10 protein-coding genes are annotated in these 12103 nt (G+C 65.4%); 8 read left to right on the forward strand and 2 right to left on the reverse strand.

Going from position 1 to position 12103, the window contains the following annotated elements:
* Positions 1-106 precede the first annotated feature (106 nt).
* From CXQ89_RS03515 to CXQ89_RS03535, 5 genes are read left to right on the forward strand one after another with little or no spacing between them, the layout of a single operon-like run.
* A complete protein-coding gene (locus CXQ89_RS03515) occupies positions 107-3826 on the forward strand; it encodes a nitrate reductase subunit alpha (protein WP_219815557.1) in 3720 nt (1239 codons plus the stop codon).
* Positions 3826-5601, forward strand: coding sequence for a nitrate reductase subunit beta (gene narH, locus CXQ89_RS03520; protein WP_104160298.1), 1776 nt, complete (start codon positions 3826-3828; stop codon positions 5599-5601). Before CXQ89_RS03515 ends, narH begins: the two co-directional genes overlap by 1 nt.
* The gene (gene narJ / locus CXQ89_RS03525) at positions 5598-6296 is read left to right on the forward strand and encodes a nitrate reductase molybdenum cofactor assembly chaperone (protein WP_104160299.1); all 699 of its coding nucleotides are present in this window, start codon (positions 5598-5600) and stop codon (positions 6294-6296) included. Before narH ends, narJ begins: the two co-directional genes overlap by 4 nt.
* Positions 6293-7102 carry a respiratory nitrate reductase subunit gamma gene (narI, locus tag CXQ89_RS03530; RefSeq protein ID WP_104160300.1) on the forward strand — a complete coding sequence of 270 codons (810 nt, stop codon included), beginning with the start codon at positions 6293-6295 and terminating at the stop codon, positions 7100-7102. The genes narJ and narI overlap by 4 nt, the downstream gene beginning before the upstream one ends.
* A 36-nt stretch (positions 7103-7138) precedes the next feature.
* On the forward strand, positions 7139-8371 hold the full coding sequence (locus tag CXQ89_RS03535) for an MFS transporter (RefSeq protein ID WP_104160301.1): 1233 nt from the start codon (positions 7139-7141) through the stop codon (positions 8369-8371).
* A 15-nt stretch (positions 8372-8386) separates the two neighbouring features.
* On the opposite strand, the gene CXQ89_RS03540 is transcribed toward CXQ89_RS03535, so the two are convergent.
* Together CXQ89_RS03540 and CXQ89_RS18290 are read right to left on the reverse strand one after the other, a co-directional pair.
* Complete coding sequence (locus CXQ89_RS03540) at positions 8387-8941, reverse strand: hypothetical protein (RefSeq protein WP_104160302.1); 555 nt, start codon at positions 8939-8941, stop codon at positions 8387-8389.
* 108 nt (positions 8942-9049) lie between these two features.
* Complete coding sequence (locus tag CXQ89_RS18290; protein WP_181032219.1) at positions 9050-9226, reverse strand: hypothetical protein; 177 nt, start codon at positions 9224-9226, stop codon at positions 9050-9052.
* Positions 9227-9731: 505 nt separating this feature from the next.
* Between CXQ89_RS18290 and CXQ89_RS03545 the strand changes: the two genes are divergently transcribed.
* Genes CXQ89_RS03545 through CXQ89_RS03555 form a run of 3 tightly spaced genes read left to right on the forward strand, consistent with a single transcriptional unit; the run spans position 9732 to position 12058 of the window.
* Positions 9732-10460 (forward strand): histidine phosphatase family protein, encoded by a 729-nt coding sequence (locus CXQ89_RS03545; protein ID WP_104160303.1) that lies wholly within the window; start codon positions 9732-9734, stop codon positions 10458-10460.
* Positions 10444-11328, forward strand: a complete 885-nt coding sequence (locus CXQ89_RS03550) for an NAD(P)H-hydrate dehydratase (protein WP_104160304.1) — start codon at positions 10444-10446, stop codon at positions 11326-11328. Before CXQ89_RS03545 ends, CXQ89_RS03550 begins: the two co-directional genes overlap by 17 nt.
* Before the next feature lies 1 nt (position 11329).
* Complete coding sequence (locus CXQ89_RS03555) at positions 11330-12058, forward strand: CPBP family intramembrane glutamic endopeptidase (protein WP_104160305.1); 729 nt, start codon at positions 11330-11332, stop codon at positions 12056-12058.
* The last annotated feature ends 45 nt before the right edge of the window (positions 12059-12103 follow it).

Here is a 12103-nt window from a genome sequence, read left to right on the forward strand (position 1 = left end):
GGAGGAACCGCCTGAGGTCCTCCCGCCGGACCGGTCTGCGTTCTGCGGCATGAATTTCCTGCCGATGGGCTGTCCCGCCCACCGGCTCCGGGCCTAGCGTGGTTTCATGGCTGGCTCCGCACCGGGGATTGATGGCCCGGCAACAGAAGCAATGCTCAAGCTCGGCAGGTTTTTCACCCGCTGGGATGAGACCGATGACGGCCGTGCCGTGTTCCGGGAGGGCGGCCGCAAGGGTGATTCCTTCTACCGGAACCGATGGAGCCACGACAAGGTGGTGCGCTCCACCCACGGAGTCAACTGCACCGGGTCCTGCTCCTGGAAGGTCTACGTCAAAGACGGGATCATCACCTGGGAAGCGCAGGAAACGGACTATCCCACGGTGGGTCCGGACCGTCCGGAGTACGAGCCCCGGGGCTGTCCGCGCGGCGCCGCCTTCTCCTGGTACACGTATTCGCCCACCCGGGTGCGCTATCCGTACATCCGCGGCGTGCTGCTGGAAATGTACCGGGCGGCGAAGAAGGACACCGGAGACCCGGTGCTGGCCTGGGAACGAATCGTCAATGACCCGGAAAGCCGTCGCACCTACCAGCAGGCCCGAGGCAAGGGCGGGCTCGCCCGGTCCACCTGGGCCGAGGCCCTGGAGATGACCGCCGCGGCCCACGTTTCCACGATCAAGAACTACGGTCCGGACCGCTGCACCGGCTTCTCGCCTATTCCGGCCATGTCCATGGTGTCCCATGCCGCCGGTGCCCGCTTCATCAATCTCATCGGCGGGGTGATGAACAGTTTTTACGACTGGTACGCAGACCTGCCGGTGGCCAGCCCGCAGGTTTTCGGTGACCAGACGGATGTGCCCGAATCCGGGGACTGGTGGGATGCCACCTACCTCATGATGTGGGGTTCCAACATCCCGGTGACCCGCACTCCCGACGCCCACTGGATGGTGGAGGGACGCTACCGCGGCACGAAAGTGGTCTCGGTCAGCCCCGACTATGCGGACAACACCAAGTTCGCCGATGAGTGGCTGCCCGCCCAGGCCGGTTCCGACGGCGCGCTCGCCATGGCCATGGGCCACGTCATCCTCAAGGAAAACTTCGTGGACCGGCGGGTACCGTTCTTCGAGGACTATGTCCGCCAGTTCACCGACCTTCCCTTCCTCGTCAGCATCAACACCCGCACCGACGGTTCCGTGGTGCCGGGCAAGTTCCTCACCGCTGCGGACCTCGGTCCGGCCGAATCCGGTGCCGCGGACGCCGCCTTCAAGACGGTGCTGCTGGACCGGGACGCCGGCACTCCGGTGGTGCCCAACGGTTCAGTGGGTTTCCGCTACAACGACGCCGACGCCGGCAAATGGAACCTCGACCTGCAGGGCGTGGTTCCGGCGCTGTCGATTGCCGATGCGCCGGCCTGGCAGGGTGAAGTCAGCCGGGTGGACCTGCCTGCCTTCACCGATCCGAGCGGCATCGGCTCTGTCCTGCGCCGGGGCGTACCCGTCATGACCGTGGCCGGCAGGACGGTCACCACCGTGTTTGACCTGATGCTCGCCCAGTACGGTGTGCGCCGGGACGGTCTGCCCGGGGAATGGGCCACCGGATACGACGACGCCGAAACCCCCTACACTCCGGCCTGGCAGCAGGAGGTCACCAACGTCAAGCCCGACGCCGTGATCCGCACCGCCCGGGATTTCGCCGCCAACGCCGAGAAATCCAACGGCCGCTCCATGATCATCCTCGGCGCGGGCATCTGCCAGTGGTATCACGGCGACGTCACCTACCGGGCCATCCTGGCAATGCTCATGCTCACCGGCTGCGAGGGCCGCAACGGCGGCGGCTGGGCGCACTACGTCGGCCAGGAAAAGTGCCGGCCGATCACCGGCTGGGCGGCAATGGCCTCGGCCGGTGACTGGAACCGGCCTCCGCGGTTCATGATCGGCACCGCATTTTGGTACATGCACACGGACCAGTTCCGCTCCGACGGCTACTCCTCCGACTCCATGCAGTCGCCGCTGGCACAGGGACACCTGCGCGGCCTGCACACCGCAGATGTGATCGCCAAGTCCACCCGCATGGGCTGGATGCCGTTCTTTCCGCAGTTCGACGCCAAGAACTCGCTCGATGTGGCCGATGAGGCAGCGGCGGGCGTGGCCCGCGGCGAGGCAAAGGATGAAGCGTCCTGGGTGGCCCGCCGGCTCAAGGACGGAAGGCTTCGGTTTGCGGTGGAGGATATTGATGCCCCGGAGAACTGGCCCCGGACCCTGGTCCTGTGGCGGTCCAACCTGCTGGGTTCCTCGGCCAAGGGCGAGGAGTATTTCCAGAAACACCTGCTGGGCACCCTGAACAACGTCATGGGCGCCGATCACGGCGAGTCCCGGCCCGCCGACGTCGTCTGGCGCGACGAGGCGCCGCAGGGAAAGCTCGATTTGCTGGTGTCCGCGGACTTCCGGATGACCAGTTCCACGCTGCTCTCCGACGTCGTGTTCCCGGCCGCCACCTGGTACGAGAAATACGACCTCTCCTCTACCGACATGCACCCGTATGTGCACGCCTTCACACCCGCCATCGCGCCGCCGTGGGAAGCCAAGACGGACTATGACCTGTTCCGGCTGCTCTCCGAGGAGTTTTCGCGCCAGGCAGGGGTCCATCTGGGGGTGCGGAAGGACCTGGTGGCCACGGCGCTCACCCATGACACGCCCGGGGAAATCGCCCAGCCCGGCGGGCACGCCCCGGATTGGAAAGGCACAGATATTCCCGCGGTGCCGGGCAAGAACCTGCCCTCCCTTGCCGTGGTGGAGCGGGACTACACCGCCATCGGCGAGAAATTCGTTGCCGTGGGGCCGCTCGCGGACAAGCTGGGCCTGACCACCAAATACGTGAAGTACGACGTCACCAAGCCGCTGGAAGACCTCGCGCGCAAGCACGGAGTCTTTGACAGCGGGGCGGCGGCGGGACGCCCCGCGGTGGACACCGACGCGCGGATGGCCGAGGCCATCCTGCTGCTCTCCGGAACCACCAACGGCGAACTGGCGGTGCAGGGATTCCGGACCCTCGAGAAGCGGACCGGCACCCCGCTGGCTGACCTGGCCGAGGGCGCGGAGGACAAGAAGATCACCTTCCGCGACACCCAGGACCGGCCGACGCCGGTCATCACGTCGCCGGAATGGTCCGGCTCGGAAACCGGCGGGCGGCGCTACGCCCCGTTCACCATCAATATCGAACGGCTCAAGCCCTTTCACACGCTGACCGGCCGGATGCACTTCTTCCTGGACCACGACTGGATGCAGGACATGGGTGAAGCCCTGCCGATCTACCGGCCGCCGCTGGACATGCACCGGCTGTTCGGAGAGCCGCAGCTGGGCACCCGCGGCGACCTGTCCGTGGCGGTGCGTTACCTGACCCCGCACAACAAGTGGTCCATCCATTCCGAGTATCAGGACAACCTGCTGATGCTCTCACTGTCCCGGGGCGGCACCGCAGTCTGGATGAGTACGCAGGACGCCGCGCTGATCGAGGTCAATGACAATGACTGGGTGGAGTGCATCTCCAACAACGGGGTCCTGGTGGGCCGGGCCATTGTGTCCAGCCGGATGCCGGCCGGAGTCATCTACGTCCACCACGCCCAGGAGCGCATCATTGACGTGCCCAAGTCGGAGGCGACCGGCCGGCGCGGCGGTATCCACAACTCGGTGACCCGCATCCTGGTCAAGCCCACCCATATGATCGGCGGCTACGCGCAGCTGTCCTGGGCGTTCAACTACCTTGGCCCCACCGGCAACCAGCGCGACATTGTTTCCGTTGTCCGCAAACGCTCCCAGAAGGTGGCTTACTGATGCGCATCATGGCCCAAACAGCAATGGTGATGGCGCTGGACAAGTGCATTGGCTGCCATACCTGCTCCGTGACCTGCAAACAGGCCTGGACCAACCGGGCGGGCACCGAATACGTCTGGTTCAACAACGTGGAGACCCGCCCCGGCCAGGGGTATCCGCGCCGGTACGAGGACCAGGAGAAATGGAAGGGCGGCTGGGAGCTGAACAGCCGCGGCAAACTCAAGCTGAAAGCGGGCGGCCGGCTGGCCAAGCTTTTTGGCATCTTCGCCAGCCCCGTCCAGCCGGAGCTGGACGATTACTACGAGCCGTGGACCTACGACTACGAGAACCTCATCAACGCCCCGGCGGGCAACGATTTTCCGGTCGCGAAGCCCAAGTCGCTGATCACCGGAGAGGACATGAAAATCGAGTGGTCCGCCAACTGGGATGACGACCTGGGCGGCTCGGCGCGCACGCAGCTCAGCGATCCGGTGCTAGAAAAGATGCGCCGCGAGGCGGAGGAGAAGGTGAAGCTGGAATTCGACTCCACCTTCATGTTCTACCTGCCGCGGATCTGTGAGCACTGCCTGAATCCGTCCTGCATGGCGTCCTGCCCGTCCGGCGCCATTTACAAGCGTGAAGAGGACGGCATTGTGCTGGTGGACCAGGACCGCTGCCGCGGCTGGCGGCAGTGCGTGACCGGCTGTCCCTACAAGAAGATGTACTTCAACCACCGCTCCGGAAAGGCTGAGAAGTGCACCTTCTGCTATCCGCGGATCGAGGTGGGCCTGCCCACCGTGTGCGCCGAGACCTGCGTGGGCAGGCTGCGGTACATCGGCATTTTCCTGTACGACGCGGACCGGGTCACGGCCGCGGCCTCTGTCCCGGATGAGAAGGACCTGTACGAGGCCCAGCTGGATCTGATGATGGATCCCAACGACCCGGAGGTGCTTGCCGCGGCGCGGGCCGAGGGCATCCCGGAGGACTGGCTGGAGGCAGCCCGGCGCTCCCCGGTGTACGCACTGGCCAAGACCTTCCGGGTGGCACTGCCGCTGCATCCGGAGTACCGCACCATGCCCATGGTCTGGTACGTGCCGCCGCTGTCCCCGATCGTGGATGTGCTGAACGAACAGGGGCACGACGGCGAAAGCGCGGACAATCTGTTCGGCGCCATCGAGGCGCTGCGGATCCCCGTGGAGTACCTGGCCGAACTGTTCACGGCCGGAGACACTGATCTGGTCACCGGTGTACTGCGCAAGCTCGCAGCGATGCGCGCCTACATGCGGAACATCACCCTCGGCGACGTCCCCGATGAACAGATTGCCGCCGACGTCGGGATGACCGGCGAACAGATCGTGGCCATGTACCGGCTAATGGCCGTCGCCAAGTATGAGGAGCGCTACGTCATTCCCAGCGCTCACCTGGAGGATGCCCACAACCTGGAGGAAATCGGCTGTTCCCTGGATGTGGACGGCGGCCCCGGAATGGGGCAAACCGGTGTCTTCGGCGAAGCCTCCGGGCGGCCGATGCCCGTTGCGGTGGAAAACTTCGCCGCTCTGCAGGCCCGCCAGCGCGGGGATGATCCCACCGGCAACGGCGATCTCGGCGGCCGCGTCAACCTGCTGAACTGGGACGGGCGGGGCTCACCCCGGGGCCTGTTTCCTGCTGACGGCAACCGCGGCGTGCCCGGGACCAGGGGCGGTATGTCCTCCGCCGAGGACAAGGGCAGCGGCATCGGCGCCGGTTACGACCAGGCCGAGGGTGACGGGCCGGACCAGCAGGGAGGTGGCCGGTGAGCCTGCTGGATAAGCTTCTGGGCAAACCCGGCAAGGGCACGTTCGAGCCGGAACCTTACAAGGACGCCCATCCCCGGCGCAGCGCCGTCGTCCGGCAGGTCTGCGGGCTGCTGCTGGAGTACCCGGACCAGGAACTGGTGGACCTGGTGCCGTCCATGCGTGCGGCGCTCGCCGAAGCCGGCGCGGATGCCGAACCGCTGGAGGAGCTGCTCTCCTGGCTGACCGTTGAACCGCTGCCCGAGGTGCAGGCGGATTATGTCCAGGAATTTGACCTGTCGAAGCGGCACAGCCTGCATCTGACCTACTGGACCGACGGCGACACCCGCCGCAGGGGCGAGGCGCTCGCCGCCTTCAAGGAGGTTTACCGGGCGCACGGTGCCCTGCCGGAAGGGTCCGAGCTGCCGGACTACCTGCCGCTGGTGCTGGAATTCGCCGCCAAGGTTTCCCCGTCGGACGGCTACGAGCTGCTGCAGCGCTACCGGCCCTCGCTGGAACTGCTGCGGCTGGCACTGCGCGATGACAATCTTCCGTACTCCGGAGCCCTGGCGCTGGTCTGTTCGACCCTCCCCGGGGTTTCTCCCGAGGACCGGCAAACGGTCATGCAGACAGCCGGCTACGGGCCGCCCACGGAAACGGTGGGCCTGGAACCTTACAGCTCCCGGCTGCTGCCGGTGCATGAAAGGAACGCGCCATGATACGTGCGGACGTACCTCCGCCGGCCAACGTGCAGGTGGGTTTGGGCGACGTGATGCTCTGGGGCGTGCTGCCCTACGTGGTGCTGGCCGTACTCATTCTGGGCTCGATCTGGCGCTACCGGTATGACCAGTTCGGCTGGACCACCCGCTCCTCCCAGCTGTACGAATCCCGGCTGCTGCGCATTGCCTCTCCGCTGTTCCACTTTGGCATTCTGGCGGTGATCGTGGGCCACTTTGTGGGACTGGTCATCCCGAAGACCTGGATGGATGCCATTGCGATCAATGAGGACCGGTACCACTTCTTTGCCCTCAGCGTGGGCTCCATTGCCGGGTTCGCCACGCTTGTGGGGATCGTCCTGCTGATCTACCGGCGGCGGACCACCGGGCCGGTCTTTATGGCCACCACCCGGAACGACAAAGTGATGTATATCTTCCTGCTGGCCGCCATCCTGGCCGGGCTCGCCACCACAGTCTTCTCCGTCTTTGACGCCGGGATCGTGAACTACCGGGACACCGTGGCGCCGTGGTTCCGCTCTCTCTTCATTTTTCAGCCGGACATTGCGGCGATGACCGCGGCGTCCCTTTCCTTCAAGATCCACACCCTGTGGGGCCTCGCCCTGTTTGCGCTCTGGCCGTTCACCCGTCTGGTCCACGCCTTCACCGCGCCGCTGCAGTACCTTTTCCGCCCGTACATCGTCTACCGCTCCCGCGGAAAAAGGCCTGCACCCGGGTCACCTACTCCGCGCGGCAGCTGGGCTCCGGTAGGCACTCCGGACCGCAACCGCAAAGGCATACCCCGGAACTGATGCGCCGGCACCAGCCCTGCACGAGAGGAGACCGTCATGCCAGCTTCAGCGCAATCGCCGGCGTCATCCGCGGACCTGAGGTCCGGGCAGCTGAAGAACCTTATTGTTGCCACGGTGGCGTCCACGGTGGGGTTCTGGGCCTGGACAATCATTGGGCCGTTGTCCAGCCGGTACGCCGCGGACATGGACCTGGGACCGGGCCAGACCTCCATCCTGGTGGCCATGCCCATCCTGGTGGGATCAGTGGCCCGCATCCCGGTGGGGGCCCTGACCGACCGGTACGGCGGCAGAATCATGTTCACCGTCATTCTGGGCATCACCGCGCCGCTGGTGCTGCTGACCGGCATCGTGGGACAGATGGGGAACTTCCCGTTCCTGGTGGTCATTGCGTTTTTCCTGGGCATCGCCGGGACTGTGTTCGCCATCGGCATTCCGTTCTGCTCGGCCTGGTACGAACGCACCCGGAAAGGATTCGCCACCGGCGTCTTCGGGGCCGGCATGGTGGGCACCGCCGTCTCGGCGTTCTTCACGCCCCGGCTGGTCACCGCCGTCGGCTACATGGGCACCCACATCACCATCGCCGTCGTGGTGGCTGCCATGGCGGTGCTGAGCTGGCTGATTCTGCGTGAGTCACCGGCCTGGTCTGCACCCACCGAACCGGTGCTGCCGAAGATTACCCACGCCTTCAGCCTGCGCGTGACCTGGCAGCTGTGTTTCCTCTACGGAGTGGTCTTTGGGGCCTTCGTGGCGTTCTCCAACTATTTGCCCACCTACCTTGGCAACGTGTACGACTATGACGCCACGGCAGCCGGAACCCGGACCGCGGGTTTTGCGGTGGCAGCCGTGATCGCCCGGCCCATCGGCGGAACGATCGCGGACAAAGTGGGTCCGAAACTGGTGACGCTCACGTCCCTGGCCGGCACCGTGGTCCTGGCCATTGTCGTTGCGCTGCGGCCGGAGGAGGAACGGGTGTACGGCACGGCATTTATCCTGATGGCCCTGTTCCTGGGGCTGGGCACCGGCGGCGTGTTTGCCTGGGTGGGACGGGCAGCACCGGCGCAGGACGTGGGCACGGTCGGCGGGATCATCGCCGCCGCCGGGGGACTGGGCGGCTATTTTCCGCCGCTGGTCATGGGCGCCACCTACGATCCCGCGAACCGCAGCTACTTTGTGGGGCTGATGCTGCTGGCGGCCTTTGCCGCCGTCGCGTTCCTGCTGACCTTCACCGTCCGCAACGGCGGCAAGACGGATCAGCGTACCAACACGTGACGGCGCGCGGGAGGCTTATTCTGCGTCGTGCACCCATGCCGCGAGCCAGTAGGGGGAGCCGTGGGCCGTTTTCACGGTGACTTCCACGCCTTCAACGGCCTCGTCGGCCGGAGCATCGAAAGTATATGACGAGGCGGGGCTGCTGCAGGGAACGGTATAACGCCCCATAGCGCCGCTGACGGACACTGAATCTCCGGGGGGACAGGACGCGGAGAGGCTCAGGACCTGTCCCGCTTCCAGCATTCCGTCAAACTTATGGGTTCCGGTGCCAACGCCCTGCTCGGAAAGAACCCTCTCTCCGGACGGAGAAACACCGTCCAGTTCAATCTGTGGTGCAAGGGGTTCCGCCACATCCGAATCCTCAAGAGGGCCGGAAGGGGAGACACTTGCGGCAGCCGCCGGCGTGGTGTTGGCCGGCTCGGCTTCAGCCGTCCCGTCCGCGGAACATCCGGAGAGGACAGCAACAAACATTGCGGCCAGGGCGCCGCGGCCAATCCAAAGACCGGGGTTGCCGCGGCCGCGCTGCCCTGTGGCGGAGGTACATGCTGCTCTGGATGCGCTTTCCTTCATATAGGTTCCCATCAACGACCCTAATCACAATGAGGTGAGTTGAATCAAGGGTTTTTGAAAAGTGCCGGAAATTTATTTATCCATGCAAAGGAAACATTTTCATAAATGCTAGGCGCCGCCGTGGACCCGGGCCTGTACCCAGAAGGATGCGCCGCTGGACGTCTCCACAGTGACCGACAGATCCGGAATATCCCGCACGAGGGCGGGATTGCTGACACTCATGTCAAGCGGCCCGTTGCCGCAGCGAAAGTTGCCGATGCCTGCGATGGCGGGGTCGGTTTTCACGTCCAGTTCTCCGCCAGGGGTGCACGTGACCGCAATGGTGAGGGATTCCCCCTCTCTCAGACCACCCTCAAGAACGTAGCTTCCGCTGCCTGTTCCCTTTTCGGAGAGGACGAGTTCTTCCGCCGGGTACGACCGGGAATCCGGTGACAGAGGTTCATGTAAGGGCTCAGGTGCAGCTGCAGATGAGGGAACGGGCGTGGGGGAGGAAGAAGTTGAAGGGACGCCGGGGGCAGGGCTGTTGGTGCCCCCGGCGTCGGTGCTGTCCGCGGGACCCGCGGAGCAGGATGCAAGGACAATTACCGCTGAGCATGCCAGCAAGGCCCGCCGTGCCCGATTCCCTGTAGAAGTCTGGGAAATGTCCGTTGGATCGTTCCAAAGCGTATTTTCCATTGCCGAGCCTAATCACATTTGGTGTACCCGAATCAAGTGCTATGAATAATGAATCCACAGGTTTTTCCCGTGAATTCATCTCGAATCGGTTTTGGGGCGGGGGTAGAGTCGGAGGATGGGTGCAATCGAACTGGTCCTGATCCGGCACGGCGAGAGCGCGGGAAACGTAGCAGCCACTGCGGCACACCGCTCCGGGGCCGAAGTCATCGACATTGGGCTGCGGGACGCCGACGTTCCGCTGAGTGACGCCGGTGTTCAGCAGGGTGAAGCACTGGGCCGCTGGCTCGCCGGGCTGCCGGAGCATGAACGTCCCGAGGCTGTTTGGTGTTCGCCGTACCTGCGGGCCCGGCAGACAGCGGAGCTGACCGGTCTGCAGGACATGCGCCTGGACGAACGGCTGCGCGACCGGGAACTGGGCATCCTGGACCTGCTGACTTCAGCAGGAGTGGACGCCCGTTTCCCGGATGAAGCACAGCGGCGAAACTGGCTGGGCAAGTTCTCCTACCGGCCCCCGGGCGGGGAATCCTGGGCGGACGTGGCACTGCGCCTGCGTTCGGTCCTCCGCGACATCGACGACGAAAACGACGGAAAGCGCGTCGCCGTCGTCTGCCATGATGCCGTGATTATGCTGATCCGCTACATCTGCGAGCAGCTCAGCGAGGCCGAACTTCTCGATATTGCTTCCAGTACAAGCGTCCGTAACGCTTCCATAACCCGCCTGATGCGCCCGGAAGGAAAGGGCCGCTGGGTGCTGGAGAGCTTCAATGCCGTTGACCACCTGGAATCCGGCGGCGCACCGGTGACCGAGCATGCAGGAGATGACAACCATGTCCACCCCCGCTGAACCCGTAACTGCCGTAACTCCCGCCCTGCTGAAGGGCTGGCAGGTCAACCGTGAGGCCGCTGACAAATCCGACCGCGGCAACGTGCTGGTGGTTGGCGGTGCACGGCGTTCACCGGGCGCTGCCATGCTGACCGGCCGTGCCGCCCTGCGCGTGGGCGCCGGGCGGCTGACCCTCGCCGTGACCGATTCAGTGGCCGTGGCCGTTGCCGTGGCAGTGCCTGAATCGGGGTGCGCTCCGCTGCCCGAAGACGAGGGCGTGATTTCCGGGTCCCGGGCGGGCAAAGCCATAGGGGCCGATCTGGAAACGTCCGACGTGGTGGTGGTTGGCCCCGGTCTGGACGACGCCGATTCCACCGCAGAGCTGCTCCGGAGCATTGCCCCGCTGATGAAGGAAGACGCGTCGGTGGTCCTTGATGCCTACGCACTGGGTGTTCTGCCCGGTCTGCCGGAGGTGTATGAGGGCTGGGCCGGGCGTCTGGTGCTGACGCCGAACAAGAAGGAAGCCGCCCGGCTGCTGGATCTTGACCCCGGGACGGACCTCGACGTGGAACAGGCGGCCCTGGACATTGCTGCCAAATATCAGGCGGTAGTGGCCGCCCAGGGCTTCATTACGGCACCGGATGGCCGGCGCTGGGAAGTTCCTGCGGGCAACTCCGGCCTGGGCACGTCCGGCAGCGGAGACGTTCTGGCCGGCGCCATCGCCGGGTTCCTGGCCCGGAAAGCCAGCCCAGAACAGGCCGCCTGCTGGGGAACCTACCTGCACTCCACCGCCGGCGACCGGCTGGCCGCCGCCCAGGGACCCCTCAGCTTCCTGGCCGGGGAGCTGCTGGACGCCATGCCCCGCGTCATGGCTGAGCTGACCGTCTAACGTGGCTGAGCTTCGCCGGCCGGACTTCCTGTCCTACGCCTTTACCCGGCGGGACGGAATTGCCGCAGGGTTTTACGTGCTGTTCCTGCTGATCTTCAGTTACGCCCCGGGGCTCGGCATCCCCGGACTGACCACGCTGATTCCCGATCCGCTGCTGGCCGGCTACGTGGTGAACCTGGCGTTCTACCTTTCGGCCGGCGCACTGGCCGCCTGGGCTTCCTGGCGTTACGCGGTGCGGGAAACCCGGATCCTGGCCACCCGGCCCTGGCTGACGCTGGCGATCATTCCGGGCGGCGTGTTTGTCATGCTGCTGCTCACCGCCGTCGCGGTGGCCTTCACCGGACCACCCGAAACAGCGGTCAACCAGGAAGCTGTCCAGGGCCTGGTGGTTTCCCTGCCGCCGCTGCTGATCATTCCGCTGCTGGTCATCATTGCGCCCTTTGTGGAGGAGTACATCTTCCGTCACCTGCTCATCGGCAAGCTCAGCCGGCACCTGAACATCTGGGCCTGCTGCACAATCTCCGTGCTGCTCTTCGCGGGCATCCACCTGGCCGGCAAGGAAGCGCTGACGCTGCCGGTCCTGATGCCGTACCTGGCCATGGGGGCGGTGCTGGTGGGCATCTACGTCTGGGCGGGAAACAACTTCATCCTGTCCTACGCCGTGCACGCCGCCAAGAACCTGCTGGCCGTTGTGCTGACCTACGCTGTGCCGGCGGAACTGCTGCAATAACCCTGGAAGCGCCGCACGCCGGACCCTCCCGCTCCAGCCCGTTGG

It is taken from the genome of Arthrobacter sp. ZGTC212, from assembly GCF_002929255.1.
In the GTDB taxonomy this organism is placed as follows: Bacteria; Actinomycetota; Actinomycetes; order Actinomycetales; family Micrococcaceae; genus Arthrobacter_B; species Arthrobacter_B sunyaminii.

What these genes read in the sequence shown, in the direction of transcription:
- CXQ89_RS03515 (WP_219815557.1), top strand. Translation starts at nt 107, where the DNA reads ATGGCTGGCTCCGCACCGGGGATTGATGGCCCGGCAACAGAAGCAATG.
- narH (WP_104160298.1), top strand. Translation starts at nt 3,826, where the DNA reads ATGCGCATCATGGCCCAAACAGCAATGGTGATGGCGCTGGACAAGTGC.
- narI (WP_104160300.1), top strand. Translation starts at nt 6,293, where the DNA reads ATGATACGTGCGGACGTACCTCCGCCGGCCAACGTGCAGGTGGGTTTG.
- CXQ89_RS03535 (WP_104160301.1), top strand. Translation starts at nt 7,139, where the DNA reads ATGCCAGCTTCAGCGCAATCGCCGGCGTCATCCGCGGACCTGAGGTCC.
- CXQ89_RS03540 (WP_104160302.1), bottom strand. Translation starts at nt 8,941, where the DNA reads ATGAAGGAAAGCGCATCCAGAGCAGCATGTACCTCCGCCACAGGGCAG.
- CXQ89_RS03545 (WP_104160303.1), top strand. Translation starts at nt 9,732, where the DNA reads ATGGGTGCAATCGAACTGGTCCTGATCCGGCACGGCGAGAGCGCGGGA.
- CXQ89_RS03550 (WP_104160304.1), top strand. Translation starts at nt 10,444, where the DNA reads ATGTCCACCCCCGCTGAACCCGTAACTGCCGTAACTCCCGCCCTGCTG.